13 protein-coding genes are annotated in these 14,903 nt (G+C 62.2%); 4 read left to right on the top strand and 9 right to left on the bottom strand.

Annotation, left to right across the window (positions count from 1 at the left end; genetic code table 11):
• The first annotated feature begins 553 nt into the window (after positions 1–553).
• A complete protein-coding gene (locus tag I6J72_RS01290; protein ID WP_204099636.1) occupies positions 554–1,384 on the top strand; it encodes an aldo/keto reductase in 831 nt (276 codons plus the stop codon).
• Here the strand turns inward: I6J72_RS01290 and I6J72_RS01285 are convergent.
• Complete coding sequence (locus tag I6J72_RS01285; protein ID WP_115023267.1) at positions 1,381–1,854, bottom strand: ribose-5-phosphate isomerase; 474 nt, start codon at positions 1,852–1,854, stop codon at positions 1,381–1,383. The two genes, I6J72_RS01290 and I6J72_RS01285, sit on opposite strands and share 4 nt — an antisense overlap.
• 107 nt (positions 1,855–1,961) lie before the next feature.
• Between I6J72_RS01285 and I6J72_RS01280 the strand changes: the two genes are divergently transcribed.
• Positions 1,962–2,333, top strand: coding sequence for an MFS transporter (locus I6J72_RS01280; protein ID WP_204099635.1), 372 nt, complete (start codon positions 1,962–1,964; stop codon positions 2,331–2,333).
• Here I6J72_RS01280 and I6J72_RS01275 read toward each other — a convergent pair.
• Positions 2,330–2,944, bottom strand: coding sequence for a DsbA family protein (locus I6J72_RS01275; protein ID WP_204099634.1), 615 nt, complete (start codon positions 2,942–2,944; stop codon positions 2,330–2,332). The two genes, I6J72_RS01280 and I6J72_RS01275, sit on opposite strands and share 4 nt — an antisense overlap.
• A 101-nt stretch (positions 2,945–3,045) precedes the next feature.
• Here I6J72_RS01275 and pepN point away from each other — a divergent pair, with 101 nt between their 5' ends.
• Both pepN and I6J72_RS01265 read left to right on the top strand, forming a co-directional pair.
• Positions 3,046–5,586 (top strand): aminopeptidase N, encoded by a 2,541-nt coding sequence (pepN, locus tag I6J72_RS01270; protein WP_204099633.1) that lies wholly within the window; start codon positions 3,046–3,048, stop codon positions 5,584–5,586.
• A gap of 75 nt (positions 5,587–5,661) precedes the next feature.
• The gene (locus tag I6J72_RS01265; protein ID WP_204099632.1) at positions 5,662–6,774 is read left to right on the top strand and encodes an HNH endonuclease signature motif containing protein; all 1,113 of its coding nucleotides are present in this window, start codon (positions 5,662–5,664) and stop codon (positions 6,772–6,774) included.
• A 229-nt stretch (positions 6,775–7,003) separates the two neighbouring features.
• On the opposite strand, the gene I6J72_RS01260 is transcribed toward I6J72_RS01265, so the two are convergent.
• Genes I6J72_RS01260 through I6J72_RS01230 form a run of 7 tightly spaced genes read right to left on the bottom strand, consistent with a single transcriptional unit; the run spans position 7,004 to position 14,895 of the window.
• Positions 7,004–7,750 (bottom strand): GntR family transcriptional regulator, encoded by a 747-nt coding sequence (locus I6J72_RS01260; protein WP_070673140.1) that lies wholly within the window; start codon positions 7,748–7,750, stop codon positions 7,004–7,006.
• A 52-nt stretch (positions 7,751–7,802) separates the two neighbouring features.
• The gene (locus tag I6J72_RS01255) at positions 7,803–8,477 is read right to left on the bottom strand and encodes an SDR family oxidoreductase (protein ID WP_204099631.1); all 675 of its coding nucleotides are present in this window, start codon (positions 8,475–8,477) and stop codon (positions 7,803–7,805) included.
• A gap of 17 nt (positions 8,478–8,494) precedes the next feature.
• Entirely contained in the window at positions 8,495–9,682 is a 1,188-nt protein-coding gene (locus I6J72_RS01250; RefSeq protein ID WP_204099630.1) for an alkylhydroperoxidase domain protein, read from the bottom strand.
• A gap of 29 nt (positions 9,683–9,711) precedes the next feature.
• Positions 9,712–11,346 carry an ABC transporter ATP-binding protein gene (locus tag I6J72_RS01245; protein ID WP_204099629.1) on the bottom strand — a complete coding sequence of 545 codons (1,635 nt, stop codon included), beginning with the start codon at positions 11,344–11,346 and terminating at the stop codon, positions 9,712–9,714.
• 1 nt (position 11,347) lies between these two features.
• The gene (locus tag I6J72_RS01240) at positions 11,348–12,202 is read right to left on the bottom strand and encodes an ABC transporter permease (RefSeq protein ID WP_204099628.1); all 855 of its coding nucleotides are present in this window, start codon (positions 12,200–12,202) and stop codon (positions 11,348–11,350) included.
• On the bottom strand, positions 12,199–13,206 hold the full coding sequence (locus tag I6J72_RS01235) for an ABC transporter permease (RefSeq protein WP_204099627.1): 1,008 nt from the start codon (positions 13,204–13,206) through the stop codon (positions 12,199–12,201). The genes I6J72_RS01240 and I6J72_RS01235 overlap by 4 nt, the downstream gene beginning before the upstream one ends.
• Complete coding sequence (locus tag I6J72_RS01230) at positions 13,207–14,895, bottom strand: TIGR04028 family ABC transporter substrate-binding protein (protein WP_204099626.1); 1,689 nt, start codon at positions 14,893–14,895, stop codon at positions 13,207–13,209.
• Positions 14,896–14,903: the final 8 nt, after the last annotated feature.

The following is a 14,903-nucleotide window of genomic DNA, read 5'->3' as shown; positions in this document are numbered from 1 at the left end:
AGGGGGTAGCACTAAAGCGAAGAAACCCTCCAACGCCTATCAAAAAAGCGCCAAAGCTACGCTTCTAGCTTTTGTCCCCCTTATGACGTTCAAAGATAAAGAACACGATCCCTACTATTACCAAGAGAATAATTAGCGGCAATAGCTCAATTATGCCGAAGCTCATTTCCCCTCCTTTGGTTTCATCTTAATGCGCGCCCACGGAGAAGCTTCCCGTTTCTGAGAGCCAAGGAGATTTGGAGCAAAATAGCCACGCCGCCCTACCTGCGCGTGATTTGCATGTAAGCCGGTTCCGACGCCTCCCGTAACGCGTTGTAACTTCCAGAACTGTCACCGTCGACCAGGGTGCGACCACTAACGCTTTAAACCTCAGGATGGCCCTCTCCTTACCCTCGGACGTATCAAGTATCGTTCATTTGAGACCGGTTTTCAACAGTAGGCGAGCGCTCCATTGTTTATCAGGTCCATTCCGGAGCATTAGACGCACTTTTGCCTATTACCTCTGATTCTCATCTTCTGCACGGATGACCATGCTCTGCGTAGAGTGGGCCGCATGACTGTACCCAATATCGAACTCAACGATAGCAACACTATCCCCCAGCTCGGCTTCGGCGTCTTCAAGGTAGATCCCGACAAAACCGAAGAGCTGGTCCTCGAAGCCCTCAAGGTGGGCTACCGCCACATCGATACCGCCGCCATCTACGGCAACGAGGAAGGTGTGGGCCGCGCTATCGCCAAGTCCGGCATCCCGCGCGAAGAGCTATTCATCACCACGAAGCTGTGGAATGACCGCCAGACTGATGCCGCCGCTGCACTCGATGAATCCCTGGACAAGCTGGGACTAGACTATGTGGACCTCTACCTCATCCACTGGCCCTGCCCGGACAATGGCACCTACGTCGACGCATGGAAGCAGCTTATCGAGCTGAAAAAGGCTGGGAAGGCCAAGTCCATTGGTGTCTCTAACTTCGAACTGGAGCACCTAGACCAGCTGGAAACTAAGACTGATGAGACCCCCGTGGTTAACCAGGTGGAGCTGCACCCCTACCTGCAGCGCTGGCGCGAGCTCGATGCCTTCCGCGCCCACAAGGTACAGATTGAGGCTTGGGGTCCACTAGGCCAGGGTAAGACGGACCTCTTCGAACAGCCGGAAATCACCGAGCCTGCCGAAAAATACGGCGTTTCCCCCGCTCAGGTGATTATCCGCTGGCATCTGCAAAATGGCGTCATCGTGTTCCCGAAGTCCGAGAATCCGGAGCGCATCGCGCAGAACTTCGACGTGTTCGGCTTTGAGCTGGACGAGGCCGAGATGGCCGCCATTACCGATCTCGACCTCGGGGAAGAGGGCCGCGGCGGCCCTCACCCCAAGGCGATGAACTACTAAGCCTCCGGAAGCTCCGGCGGAATGTTGGTGCGCTCGTACTCGGCAAGGATGTCGATGCGGCGCTGGTGGCGCTCGGCACGGGACCATTCCTGATCCAGGAAGGCATCCACGATGGCGAGAGCCTCCTCCTCGGAGTGCATGCGCCCGCCAATGCCGATGAGCTGAGCGTTGTTGTGCTCGCGGGCAAGACGTGCGGTCTCGGGGGACCAAGCCAGGGCGCAGCGCGCGCCCTTTACCTTGTTAGCGGCAATTTGCTCACCATTGCCGGAACCGCCCAGCACGATGCCGAGCGATCCCGGGTCGTTGACGGTCCGCAGAGCGGCCTCGATGCAGAATGCCGGGTAGTCATCCTCGGCGTCGTACTCATGGGCACCGCAGTCAATGACGTCGTGGCCCTGCTTCTCCAGGTGTTCAGCGATGATGTTCTTCATCTCGAAACCTGCGTGGTCTGCTCCTAGATAAACGCGCATGCCCCACATCTTAGCGGGCAGGACGACTGTCCGCTGAGCCCTGCCATTAATAGCGTGCGCTTGCTACGCTTGGGGCCACTCACACACAAGAGGAGGTTTTCATACCCATGACACGACGCGTGGCCAGCCTATACTTCATAGCTTTTCTCATCGGCGCCGGCTTGTTCGCCGCAGGTTTCTTCACGGAACGCAGCTTCCTCCGGCCCCTGGTCATGGCGATCGTGATGACCGCAGCTCACCTCGGGGTGGGCGCATGGTGGATAGCCCAGAAGCCACACCGCGCGGCTGGGATCACCGCCGGTGTGCTTGCACTCCTCGCGGGAGCTTCATGGGCCACGTGGGTAGTCGCCGCGTGGGAGGAGTTTCAAGCGCAAGCCTCCCTCCCAATCATCAACATTGCCGGGCTGCCCGCCTTCGCGCTTAGCCCAGTGGTCCTCATCTGCGTCATCGTCTCAGTGACGCAGAATCGAACTCGCTAAACCTGCGGGGCTTCCGTGCGGGAGCGCTTGAGTTCGAAGAAGTAGGGGAACTGGGCGAGGCGCACGGAGGCGTCGAAAAGCTCGCCGGCTTCCTCACCAGTAGGAACACGAGTAATCACTGGCCCGAAAAAGGCGGTATCACCGAACTTCACCACAGGGGTGCCAACCTCATCGCCGACCTCGGAAATGCCACGGTTGTGGAACTCGGTGAGTTTTTCATCCATTTCTTCGGTGTTGGCTACGGAGGCGTAATCGGCGTGGAGGGAGGCGTCGGAAAGCGCCTGCTTGATGATGCCGTCATAAGCACCGTAACCCTGCTTGCCGCCCTGGCCCTCCGTGTGGATGCGGGTGCCCATCGCGGTGTAGAAGGCATCGACCTTCTCCGGGGCTTCCACGGCAATCTTGGCTGCTACGCGGGCAGGACCCCAGTTGGCCTCCATCATCTTCATGTACTCCGGATCCAGGTCGCGGCCCTGGTTGAGCACGGACAGGGACATTGGTTCGAAGGTCACCTCGATATCGCGGACCTTCTCCACCTCCTTAATCCAACGCGAGGTCAGCCACGCGAAGGGGCACGAGCAGTCGAACCAGAACGTCACTTGTTGAGCCACGGTAAATCTCCTTTGCTTGTGTAGTCTGTAGCACCCCACCCTAGGCGGGTGACTACGCTGGTGCAGAGACTTAAGGTACCGAGAAAGAGGAGAGACAGTACATGACCTCGATTAACCTCACCCGCGAGGAAGCCCAGCAGCGTTCCGACATGCTGGAGGTAAGCCACTACGACGTCGCGCTAGACCTCACCGGGGAGGAGTTCTTCACCTCCACGACCGTGGTCAAGTTCCGCGTGACGAAGGCCGGCTCGACCTTCATTGACCTGCGCGGTGATGAGCTTCTCGAGGTCCGCCTCAACGGCGCTCCCCTGCCTACTAGTGCTTATGACCCCACCTATGGCATCCCGCTTTCGGGGCTGCAGGTGGCGGAGTATGAGCTGAAAGTCGTGGCGAAAATCCGCTACTCCCGCACCGGTGAAGGCCTGCACCGCTTCGTCGACCCGGTCGATGGTGAGGCCTACCTCTACACCCAGTTCGAGACCGCCGACGCCAAGCGCGTCTTCGCCTGCTTTGACCAGCCGGATTTGAAGGCTACGTACTCGCTGACTTTCGAGGTCCCGGAGCACTGGACGGTGATTACGAACTCCCCCATCACACGTTCGGGCAACACCGTGCGCGCTGCGGTGGACTACCCGCTATCTACGTATCTGATTGCGCTGTGCGCCGGCCCATACGTGGGTGTGACGGATACGTGGACCGGCAGCTTGGCGGAGCACCCGGAGGGCTCGCCCGCGCAGACTCTTGAGGTGCCGCTGGGCATTTACTGCCGCCCGTCGCTTATGGATTCGCTCGACGCGGAGCGCATTTTTACCGAGACCAAGCAGGGCTTTGATTTCTACCACCGCAACTTCGGCTTTGCCTACCCCTTTGGCAAGTACGACCAGATTTTCGTACCGGAGTTCAACGCCGGTGCGATGGAGAACGCCGGCTGTGTGACAATTCGTGACGAGTACGTCTTTACGTCTCAGGCCTCACACTATAAGTACGAGCGCCGCGCGGATACCATCCTGCACGAGCTGGCCCACATGTGGTTCGGCGATTTGGTGACCATGCAGTGGTGGGATGATTTGTGGCTCAACGAGTCTTTTGCTACCTGGTCAGCGGCGATTTCCCAGGCGGAGGAGACCCAGTACGATACCGCATGGGTAACCTTCGCCAACGTAGAGAAGGCCTGGGCCTACCAGCAGGATCAGCTGCCCACCACGCACCCGATTTCCACGGATGCCTCCGATATTGAGACCGTGGAGCAGAACTTTGACGGCATTACCTACGCCAAGGGTGCGTCGGTGCTCAAGCAGCTGCAGGCCTATGTGGGCCGTGAGAACTTCTTCGCCGGCGTGCGCCGCCACTTCCAAGAACACCAGTGGTCAAACGCCACCTTCGGGGATCTACTGCGCCACCTCGAGGAGGCCTCGGGGCGCGACCTGTCATTCTGGGCGCAGCAGTGGCTCAAGACAACGGGCGTGAACACGCTGGGCGTGGCGTTGGAGACGGACGAGTCCGGCACCATCACGCAGGCCTATCTCACCCAGCGCGGCGACACCCTGCGCACGCACCGCATCGCTGTCGGTGTCTATGCCTTGCAGGGCGAGAAGGTGGTGCGCACCGAGCGCATCGAGATGGATATCGACGGCGCCTCTACCGAAATTCCGGAGCTTGTGGGCCGCGCGCTTAGCGACGTCCCCTTCGTCCTTCCCAACGACGATGACCTGACCTACTGCCTCATCGATCTGGATGCGGGTTCTTTGCAGTTCTTGTTGGAGAATATCGAGAAGTTCGAAGATCCTATGGCCCGCACCCTGTGCTGGTCCACCGCGTGGGAGATGACCCGTGCAGGTTCGATGCGCGCCCGCGATTTCGTCGCACTCGTGGCCCGCGGTGCGGAGGCCGAGACCGAGCTCGCCGTGCTCGAGCGCATTCTCGCCCAGGCTGCTACGGCCCAGTCCACCTATGCCGATCCGGAGTGGGCGAAGGAGGATGTGCAGCTTGCTGACGCCCTCCTGGCAGGCGCCCGCTCCGACGACGCCGAGCGCGCAATCGTCTTCACCCAGGCGCTGGCCGGCATCAAGCTTCACGACGCCTCCCGCGCCTTCTTCCAGGACCTCCTTGAGGCCTCCTCGGATGCGGGCTTGCGCTGGAAGGCCATCACCGCGCTCATTGCTGATGGCTCGCTTGCCAGCGCCACCGGCCCCGAGCACGCCGGCGCCGCCATGACGGCTGTGGCTGAGGAACTCAAGCGCGATAACACCGCGACGGGCTACCAGGCTTCGCTCAAGGCGCTGGCTGCGGTGAACACCGAGGACAACAAACGCGCGGTCTGGGACGAAATCGTTGCTGGTGAGTTGGGAAACCGCGACTTGGAGTCGAAGCTAGCGGGCCTGACTTTTGTCGGCTCAGACGAGCTCCTGCCGAACGCTGAGTTCTTCGACGTGGCGGAAAAGATCTGGTCCGCGCAGTCCAACGAGATTGCCCTGACCACGGTGACCGGGTTGTTCCCGCGCTGGGATGTCAGCCAGGAGACCCTCGACCGCGCCGACGAGTTCCTCTCCCGCGACCTGGCCGGCGGCCTGCGCCGTACGGTCACCGAGCAGCGCGACCGCCTCGCCCGCGCCCTGCGCAACCGCGCCGTCGACCGCGGTTAATCGTTTTCTCCCCGCAACCAGTGTCTTTTCTGCTCCGGTTGCGGGGTTGGTGGGCCTGCTTTAAGCTTCGTGGCCATGGGGGTACTAGAAACCTACTTCCACTACCGCAACTCGGGGATCGCGCTAGTGGAACAAGCATCCAGCTCACCCGACGAACTGCGCGCACGCGGCGCCGACCCAGCCGACGCCACAGAACTTGCCCACCTTCACCGCACCTACTTCGGGCACACCCGCTTTAGCGGCAAACAACGCAAAGCACGCGCCGCCGCGATGGCACAACAACATAGCCTTAGCATTCTCATCCTGATCGAGTCCTACACCGCACGCGTGAAAAAAGACCTCGACGCCTGGAACCTACGCATCAAGCTTGCCGGCACCCCCGCCCACAAAATCCGCCAGGTTGCCACCAAGCGCTTAAAGGAGCTTCGTGCCAAACGTGTAGCTAAACCCGGAGTACGCTTCACCTACCGCTCTAAGGGACCGAACTCCATCACCATCACCGATGACGCCACCGTCATCGCCGATATCAGAGGCACGTTAGAATCCGTCAACAAAACAAACCTGCTTGATGCTGCCCGCACCGTCATTGTCACCGGTGGTATTGGCACCAAACCCGCCGTACATGCTCAAGTCGTTGTCACCCTCAACGAACTCGACCAAATTATTAATGGTGATGGGGAGGAAATAGAACTTAACCTCACCAACGGCGGGCGCATGAGCGGGGCAGACTTTTTGGCCTACAAGTTTGCTGAGATTGGCTACGCCACCATTATCCACCCCCTTGAAGGCCCGGTGAACTCTTATAGGATTAAGCGGCATGCTAGCTGGAAACAACGCATCAGCCTGGCTGCCGAATTTCAAACCTGCTCTAGGCCCGGCTGCAACAAACCCGCTGATTACTGCGAAGTCCACCACCTCATCCCCTGGCAGGCAGGAGGTTTTACTAACCTCAAGAACCTCACCTTCCTGTGCGCCTACCACAACGGTATTAACGATGATGACCCCAAACGCCCCACCGGCAGGGGCTACATGTTCCGGCTGAATACTGGGGTGAGCTACATCCCGCCCTGGGGTGTGCCAATTACCGCCATGCCCGAATACCAAGAAGCCACAACCAGACTCGCTTCTGAGAAAGCAGCACGACAAACCACAGGCCAACCACCCGACCCACCGCCAGGATCAGGCTAAACGCCCGCGATTAGGCAACGCGAGCACCGGAACGCCAAACCACGCGCCCGCGCCGCAACGCTGAAACCCGCCAACCACAGCACGGTCAGCGGGCACATCGGCGATCCCACTTGTAGCCCAAGCAGGTGCGTGCATTCTATAACCGCACGATTAGATTGGGCGCAGGGGTTAGCTCGGTCTAGGGGCAAACAAGGTTCGCGCTAAAGGAAGAAAAATTCGGGCGCAGGGGTTAGTCGAGGGACGGTGAGGGATCCTCGCCAAGCTCAACTTCGACGGAGACGGCGTCGGGGCGCAGGGTTTCCTCCAGCTGAGCGACCACGGTGCCGTCCTCCATCTTGACGGTGCGAGTAATCCGCAAGACCGGTTGCGTACGGCCGACCCCAAGTATCTTTTGTTCCTCCGTGCGCGCGGTGGCCGCCATGAGGGAATCTCGCTTGAACACCGGTGGAAGCCCCAGCTCCGCCAATAGCGTAGACAGCGGCTTCTCCAAGTCCTGCTCCTTAAGCTCTGGTGCCAAGGAATGCGGGATGAGCAGGGTCGTGGCCATGATGGGCGAGCCTTCCGACACATGCACTGCGCGCGCCTCCCACACGGGGTCCTCGTCCTCGATGCCGAGGGCGGAGGCGAGGTGGCCGGGGGCGTCGATAAGCACAAGTGAAAGCACCTGCACCGAAATATCGAGACCGTGTTCGCGCAGCTGCTGCAGAGCACTGCGCCCACTCGTCAGGCTCAGCGTCGGCGGGGTCGCACGCACGAAGGTGCCGCCAGTGCGGCCTCGTTTGCGGTCGATGAGTCCTTCAATCTGCACGATGTCGAGCGCGTGGCGCACCGTCATGCGCGCCACCTTGTATTCCTGGACCAGCTCCCGCTCCGTAGGGAAACGGTCGCCCGGCTGCAGCTCACCGGATTCAATCTTGCTCCTAAGCGAATCCGCGATCACCAAGTACGCAGGGCGGCGGCGTTGAGAGGTGGACACGTCTCACAACTGTACCGCGCCCCACGGTTTTTGCATCTCGAGCGACGGGTGCTTACTTCCGCTGGTTGAGCTCAATACGCGGGCGCACGCGAATCTCCGTCAGCTGCGTCGTCGGGCCAGCATCAACGGTGGCGCGGATGGCCTTCGCCACCTCGACCGGGGCGATAACGTGCTCCGGGTTGTAGTCCTGCAGGCCCTTGAGCATCGGGGTATCCGTCGGGCCCGGCGCAACGGTGGACACGCGGATGCCGAGCTCGCCGAGGCGCAGGCCATCAGCAAGCGCGTACAGCGCATGTTTGGTGGCCGCGTAGATGACGTTGTCGCCATAAGAGTGGATACCAGCACCAGAGTTGATGAACACCGCAAGGCCTTCTGCTGCACGCAGCGCAGGCAGAAGAAGGCGGGTCAGCTCCGCCGGAACATGCACGTTGAGGTCCATCTGCGCGCGCCAATCGGAAGGCCGAGCGCTCTCCACCAAGTGCTTATCCGCCCGGGCCGCGGCATGCACGAGCACATCGACGCGCTCGAGCGAAGCCAGCTCGTCAGGAAGCGCTGCACCGTCGAGAAGCGACAGCAGGTCGATGGCCACCGGCACGATGTTCTCCGCCTCCGGCAGCTCCCCGGCGCGCCGACCCAGGGCATACACACGGTGGTCCTGGGCTAGGTCCTTGATGATCTCCACGCCCATTCCACCAGTAGCACCGGTCACAACGGCAGTCTTCAGCATGTTTGTTCCTCCTTCGGTTAGCGGAAGCGCTTCGGCACGTCCGGCTCCCCCAGCGTCAGCATCAGGCGATTTGCCCAGTTGAAGAACGCGGAGGAGTTGATGACGTCAATGATGGATAGCGTATCGAAACCCGCCTCGCGGAGACCATCCACGTGGGAGGCGTCGAACGCAAAGGGCGACTCGGTCAGGGCCACGGCAGCATCGCGGATGGCGGACCACTGCGCCGAGCCCAGGTCAGCGGAAACACCTTCATCAAGCAAGCGGTCAATCGCTGCGGCGTCACCGCCCTCCTCCTTAGCGCGCTGCTGGTGCACCGACGCGCAGTACTCACAGCCGTTGAGTCGTGAGACCACCGTGGCGGCCAGCTCACGCTCAGCGCGGCCCAAGCCACCATCGGTGTTGTAGAAAATATCCAGGTCAGTCTTCGTGCGTGCCTCGAGCGCTGCCGGGTCGCGGGCCAGCAGTCGGAAGTATTCCATGTCGATGCGCTCGGGCTTAATCAACGCATCGCGCTGCGCGTCCGTGAACTCCTCCTTCGGCTGCGGCGGCACCCACGGCTTCCAGCCCAGCGAGTGCGCCACAAAGCCCTGCGGCTTGACGACGTCCGGCACCAACGTCCCCTCCCCCGGAACCCACTCCGTAGTGTGGGTCGGGCGCGGCGCCTCAGTCACGGCTGCAGCCTGTGCGGTGCCAGCAAGCACGGACAAGCCGTGGGCCACGCGCAGCTGGAAGGACAGGAAGCTCACGAGCTGTGCCAGCGTCACGATATCGTCGTTGGACCAGCCGGCCGCCTGCAGGTGACCAATCGCGGCCGGGGAGGCGTCCTTGGGGTGGAAGGCCAGCAGGTGGGCGAAGTCAAGGGCGGCGGCGAGGCGCGGGGAGCCGTCGAAAAGCGCAAAGCCGCCGTCGGTGTAGGGGCCGGTGGTGATGCCGCGCTCCACCGCGCGGGACACTTCTTCGGCGAGTTCCTCCGATTCCTCCGCCAGCAGGTCGGAGTAGAAGGCGACTGCAGTCGGCGCCTGATACACGCCTGCCACAAAGGTCGCGATGGCGTAGCGCTCCGCATAGCTGAACGTGCCGGGCTCTTTAGGCTCGAGGAGCGCAGCGAAGGAGGCCTGTGCGTTGTCCTGTGCTTCGGGTCGGCGCTCGCGCAGCTTGGCGACGTCCCCTTCGACGCCCGCCAGTAGGTTAATGATGTCTGCCATGGACTAATCCTTTCTTGATTGGCCCCAGGCTACAGGCCGAGGTTGAGGTCGCCGGCGCGGTAGCGCGAGCCGGGAATGGCCTCGATAAGCTTCCTGGTAAACGGTGACTGCGGGTTGCTGAAGACCTCGGCGGTGGGCCCGGATTCCACCTGCTGGCCCTTCGACAGCACGGACACGGTATCGGAGATTTGGTTGACTACCGCCAGGTCGTGCGAGATGAAGATGTAGGTCAGGCCAAGCTCCTCCTGCAGTCGGGCAAGCAGGCGCAGGATCTGCGCCTGTACGGTGACGTCGAGCGCAGAAACGGCCTCGTCAAGGATGACCAACTCCGGTTCCACAATCATGGCGCGCGCGATGGCCACGCGCTGGCGCTGGCCGCCGGAGAGCTCGCGTGGGCGGCGGTCATAGTAGTCCGGGTTGAGCGCCACCAAGTCCAGGAACTCCTTGGCCTTGGCTTTCGCCGTGCTTGCACGCGCCCCCTTCAAGTTCCGCAGCGGCTCCGCCACCGTCTGGCCGATGGACTGCTTGGGGTCCAGAGAGCCGTAGGGGTTCTGGTAGACCAGCTGGATATTGTTGCGCTCTTCGCGCAAGGCTTTGCCGCGCAGGCCCACGATGTCGCGCCCACCCACGCTAATACTGCCCGACGTCGGGGTGTTGAACATGGCGATGCTGCGCCCAGTCGTCGTCTTGCCGGAGCCGGACTCGCCCACTAGCGCGTGGGTGCAGCCCTTGGCCACGGTAAAGGAGATGTCATCGACGGCGGTGAAATCACCGAAGCGCTGGGTCAGGCCCTCCACTTGTACCAAAGGTTCGCCCGCGGTGCGTTCAGTAACCGGCGCGGCGCCGGCGTCGGCGACGGTGAGGGAGGGGGCGTCGGCAAGCAGGCGTTTGGTGTAGTCGTGACGCGGGTTCGTCAGCACGGTGGCGGCTAGGCCCTCCTCGCGCAGCTGGCCGGCCTCCATGACCACCACGCGGTCGGCGCGATCGCCCGCCACCGCCAAGTCGTGGGTGATGAAGAGGATGCCCATGCCGAGCTCCGCGCGCATATCGTCGAGGAGGTCGAGGATGATCTTCTGCACCGTGACATCGAGGGCAGAAGTGGGCTCGTCGGCGATGATGAGGTCCGGCTCCAGCGCCACGGCCGCAGCGATGAGCACGCGCTGTTTCATACCGCCCGAGAGCTCATGCGGGTACTGGTTATAGCGGCGCTCGGGGTCATCGATGCCAACGCGCTCCAGCAGCTCCAGCGCGCGGGCTTTGCGCTCGGCGACGCTGCCGATGTGGTGGATGGCTAGGCCCTCCTCCACCGAGGCGCCAATGGTCTTGAGAGGATTAAGCGAGTTGTTCGGGTCCTGCGGGATGAGCCCGATGCGGCGACCGCGCAGCTCGAGCCACTCGCGGCGGCGCAACGAGGTGATATCGCGGCCATCGAAGGTGATGGTGCCGGCATCAATCGTGGCGTTGGAGGGCAGCAGGCCGATGGCGGCCATAGCAGAGGTAGTCTTACCGGAGCCGGACTCGCCCACGATGGCGGTCATTTGCCCCGGGTACACCGCAAGGTTAACGCCCCGGACGGCGGGAACGTCACCGCGACCGGTGGAATAGGAGACGTTGAGGTCCCGCACGCTAAGCAGGGGCTGCGCTGAGTGTGTTGCTTCAGACATGTTAGGCCTCCACGGGGAAGTTCTGGGACAGGCGGTTGGCGGACATCACCACGGCAACGAGCGCGATGCCGGGCAGGATGATGAGCCACCAGGCGGTGGCCATGAAGTCGCGGCCCTCGGCAATAATGAGTCCCCACTCCGGGGTAGGCGGCGGGGCGCCGTAGCCCAGGAAGCCGAGGATGGACAGCTGCAGGATGGCAGTACCGAACTGCAGGGTGGCCAGGGCGATAACCGGAGTCAGCGAGTTCGGCAGGATGTGGCGCAGCAGCACCGTGGTGCGGGTCGCGCCAGCACCGTAAGCCGCCTCGATGTACTCGGCATTCGCCACGGTGATGACCTGGGAGCGGGCCAGGCGCGCGAAGGTGGCCACGGAGGTGGCACCGACGGCGACCGCCGCCTGCACCGAGCCGAAGCCCAGCACGATGATGATGGACAGTGAGAGCAGGATGCCGGGGATGGACAGCAGCACGTCGACAACGCGCATAAGGATGGTGTCGACGACTCCCCGCAGGGAGCCGGCCAAGAGACCAATGAGCGTGCCGACGACGAGCCCCACCGCCACGGCGATGAGCGCCCCAAGGAGGGACTGGCGCGCGCCGTACACCACGCGGGCATACAGGTCGCGGCCCACGGCATCAGTGCCCATGAGGTGGCCGTTCTCGCCCGGCGGGAGCAAGGCGACGTCGGTGCCGGCATAAGGGTCGGCCGAGGTAAACAGGCCGGGGAACAACGCAGCAAGAAAAGCCACAGCCACAACAACGATGGCGATAAGAGAGCCCGGCTTAAGCCACGGGTTTCCCTGACCACCCGCGGCGCGACGGTAGCCGCCGCGCGGCTTAGTGTGCATCATGCTCATGAGCGCACCGTCCTTTCTTCAGCGCCAACAGCCGGGGCTGCGGCGGGCGTACGGGGAGCCTTGTGGTCGGAGGACTTCGCCCGCAGGCGCGGATCGAGCACTGGGTAGAGAAGGTCCACAACAAGGTTGATGATGATGTAGGAAGTAGCAGCGATGAGCACTACTGCCAGCAGCACCGGGGTATCGCGGTTGGCTACGGCCTGGGCAGTCATGTAGCCCAAACCGGTCCGGCCAAAGACCGTCTCCGTCACCACGGCACCGCCTACAAGCTCACCGAAGAGCAGGCCCGCCATGGTCAGCGTCGGCAGAAGTGAGTTGCGCAGGATCGTGCGCCAGAAGATCCAGGACTCCGAGGCACCGCGCGAGCGCACCGCCTGAACGAAGGGACGCGATTGCGTCTCATCGATAGAGCGGATGAGCACCTGGATGAGTGGAGCAGTCATCGGAACCGCCAGCGTGAGCGTAGGCAAGATAAGCCCCTCCACGCTGCCGGGCTCAATGACGCGTACCCAGCCCAGCTGGAAGGAGAAGACCTGGATGAGCAAAATACCGATCCAGAATCCGGGCAGGGAGACCATGAGGGACGGCAAGCCACGGAAGAAGGTTGCAATACCACCCAGGCCCGGCAGCGTGGCCAAAAAGGCCACCAGCACTGCCACGATGATGGCCAAGCCGATGGCGCAAGCGGCGAGGATGAGGGTGTGGGGCAGGGCGTCGGCAAGCAGCGTGGCTACCGGCGCACCCGACTGCGTCGAGTTACCGAAATGGCCGGTCAGGAAACCTCCCAACGCGGTGAAGTACTGCACCATGAGCGGCTTATCTGCGCCCATCTCCTCACGGATAGCGTCAATCTCCGCCTGGGACAGGCCCAGGGCCGGGTCACCGAAGCGCGACTGCACCGCATCCGACGGCAGCGCCGAGAGGAGGAAGAAGGCCACGGTATAGGTAATAAGCAGCACGAGCACGGCTTGCCCGATGCGGCTAAGAATCTGGCGGGTTGTCATCTACTTGCCCTTCCTGTCGATGGTGACCTCGTAGAACCACGGGCGCGCGACCGACTCGGGGCTAAAGCCGGATACCTCCGGGCGCACGGCATAGACCACGGGTTCCTCAAAGAGCGGCAGTGCATAGGCTTGCTCGGTGATGTAATCCTGGACGTCTTCAGTGGCCTTGATGCGGCCTTGCACGTCGGGGGTGTCGAGGACGACGTCGAGAAGCTCTTGCAGGTGCTTATCGACGGGCTCCCCTTCCCCATCCTGGTTAAGGAAAGCGTCGCGGTTGTTGATGCCGTAGAGCGAGGTGATGACGTCGTAATCGGCGCGGCCCACCATCGAGTGATAAATCTGCACCTTGTTGACGTCCTTGGCGTCGGCGTTCTGGGTGGCCTGGTCACCGGCGTTGACACGGATTTCAATTCCGATGCCGCGAAGCTGGTCCTGCACCATCGTCATGACCTCCTTGGAACGCGGCTGCGGCAGCGCGGTGTTCGTGCGCAAGCTCAGCCGCTTTCCGTCCTTGACGCGGATGCCATCGGGGCCTGGTTCCCAGCCCGCCTCATCGAGGAGGCGCTGAGACTCCTCCGGGTCGAAGGTATAGGCAGCGGATTGGTCCTTGTAGGCCAAGCCGGTCTTCGCCACGGTTGAAGTGGCCAGCGGGTAAGAATCGGAGAAGAGCACGCGGAGAATCTCCTCGCGGTCGATGCCGTGGATGATGGCCTCGCGCACACGTTTGTCCTGCAGCAGCGGGTGATCGAAACGGAAGGCGAACTGGTTATTCATCGAGTTGGTACCGCGCGAGACAATGCTGATGCCACGGTCTTCCAACAAGGATTCCTGCGGGGCGGAAATCTGGCGGGCGATGTCCGCTTGTCCCGAGGTAATTGCGCCGGTGCGCACGGACTCCTCAGCGGCCAAGATGTAGTGAATACCGTCGATCTGCGCGCGGCCCTGGTGCGAGGCAGCGGGCGGCGCCCAGTCATAATCCTCGCGGGCCTTGAGATTAAGATCCGTGCCGATTTCTTCCGACTCCACCACGAACGGCCCGGAGCCAATAACGTTCACCGCGTTGCCGGGGCCGAACCCTTCGTTGTCGAGCTCGAGGGTCGAATCAGATAGCAGGCCAGCGTTGTAGGCGGAGGTGGCTTGGAGGAAGCCTGGGGAAGGTTTGGTGAAGTAGAACTTCACGGTGTCCTCGTCAACGACCTCGCCGCGGTCATAATTCGCAATCTGCTCCGAGCTAGTCAGCGTGCGGGTTTTATCGCCGCGGCCAAACAGGTCAAAGTTAGCCACGACGTTCTCCGCGGTAAGCGGGGAGCCATCGGAGTACGTGACGTCCGTGCGGATGTCGAAGGTGTACTCGGTAGCGTCCTCGTTGACTTCGGGCATCTGCGTGGCGATCCACGGCGAGAGCTCCAAGGTATCTGGGTCTTGGTAGAGGAGGCGGTCGGTGAGCTGGTTGACCACGCCGCCGTTGGGATAGAAACCTGCGGCAGGTGGGTAGAGCGTGCGGAAAAATTGCGGCTCGAGATAGGTGAGGACGTTGTCCTCCCCGGCCGGCCGGTCCGTGGCCGAGCAAGCGCCGACGGAAGCGGCAAGAGCTGCGGCCAGGGTAGCGGCGAGTGCGCGTAGAGTTTTCACGGTAAGAGCTTTCACAAGATAGTTCGTTGACGTGCGTGTGAATTTAACACAACGCATACCGACCG

The organism is Corynebacterium sp. FDAARGOS 1242 (assembly GCF_016889985.1).
Lineage (GTDB): Bacteria > Actinomycetota > Actinomycetes > Mycobacteriales > Mycobacteriaceae > Corynebacterium > Corynebacterium minutissimum_B.
The sequence above is the reverse complement of the archived record's forward strand: the minus strand, read 5'-3'. Positions and strand labels throughout refer to the sequence as shown.

Coding starts and splice junctions, on each gene's coding strand:
- I6J72_RS01285 (WP_115023267.1), bottom strand. CDS start 1,854: ATGCGCGTTTATCTAGGAGCAGACCACGCAGGTTTCGAGATGAAGAAC.
- I6J72_RS01280 (WP_204099635.1), top strand. CDS start 1,962: ATGACACGACGCGTGGCCAGCCTATACTTCATAGCTTTTCTCATCGGC.
- I6J72_RS01290 (WP_204099636.1), top strand. CDS start 554: ATGACTGTACCCAATATCGAACTCAACGATAGCAACACTATCCCCCAG.
- pepN (WP_204099633.1), top strand. CDS start 3,046: ATGACCTCGATTAACCTCACCCGCGAGGAAGCCCAGCAGCGTTCCGAC.
- I6J72_RS01265 (WP_204099632.1), top strand. CDS start 5,662: ATGGGGGTACTAGAAACCTACTTCCACTACCGCAACTCGGGGATCGCG.
- I6J72_RS01235 (WP_204099627.1), bottom strand. CDS start 13,206: ATGACAACCCGCCAGATTCTTAGCCGCATCGGGCAAGCCGTGCTCGTG.
- I6J72_RS01255 (WP_204099631.1), bottom strand. CDS start 8,477: ATGCTGAAGACTGCCGTTGTGACCGGTGCTACTGGTGGAATGGGCGTG.
- I6J72_RS01230 (WP_204099626.1), bottom strand. CDS start 14,895: ATGCGTTGTGTTAAATTCACACGCACGTCAACGAACTATCTTGTGAAA.
- I6J72_RS01245 (WP_204099629.1), bottom strand. CDS start 11,346: ATGTCTGAAGCAACACACTCAGCGCAGCCCCTGCTTAGCGTGCGGGAC.
- I6J72_RS01240 (WP_204099628.1), bottom strand. CDS start 12,202: ATGAGCATGATGCACACTAAGCCGCGCGGCGGCTACCGTCGCGCCGCG.
- I6J72_RS01250 (WP_204099630.1), bottom strand. CDS start 9,682: ATGGCAGACATCATTAACCTACTGGCGGGCGTCGAAGGGGACGTCGCC.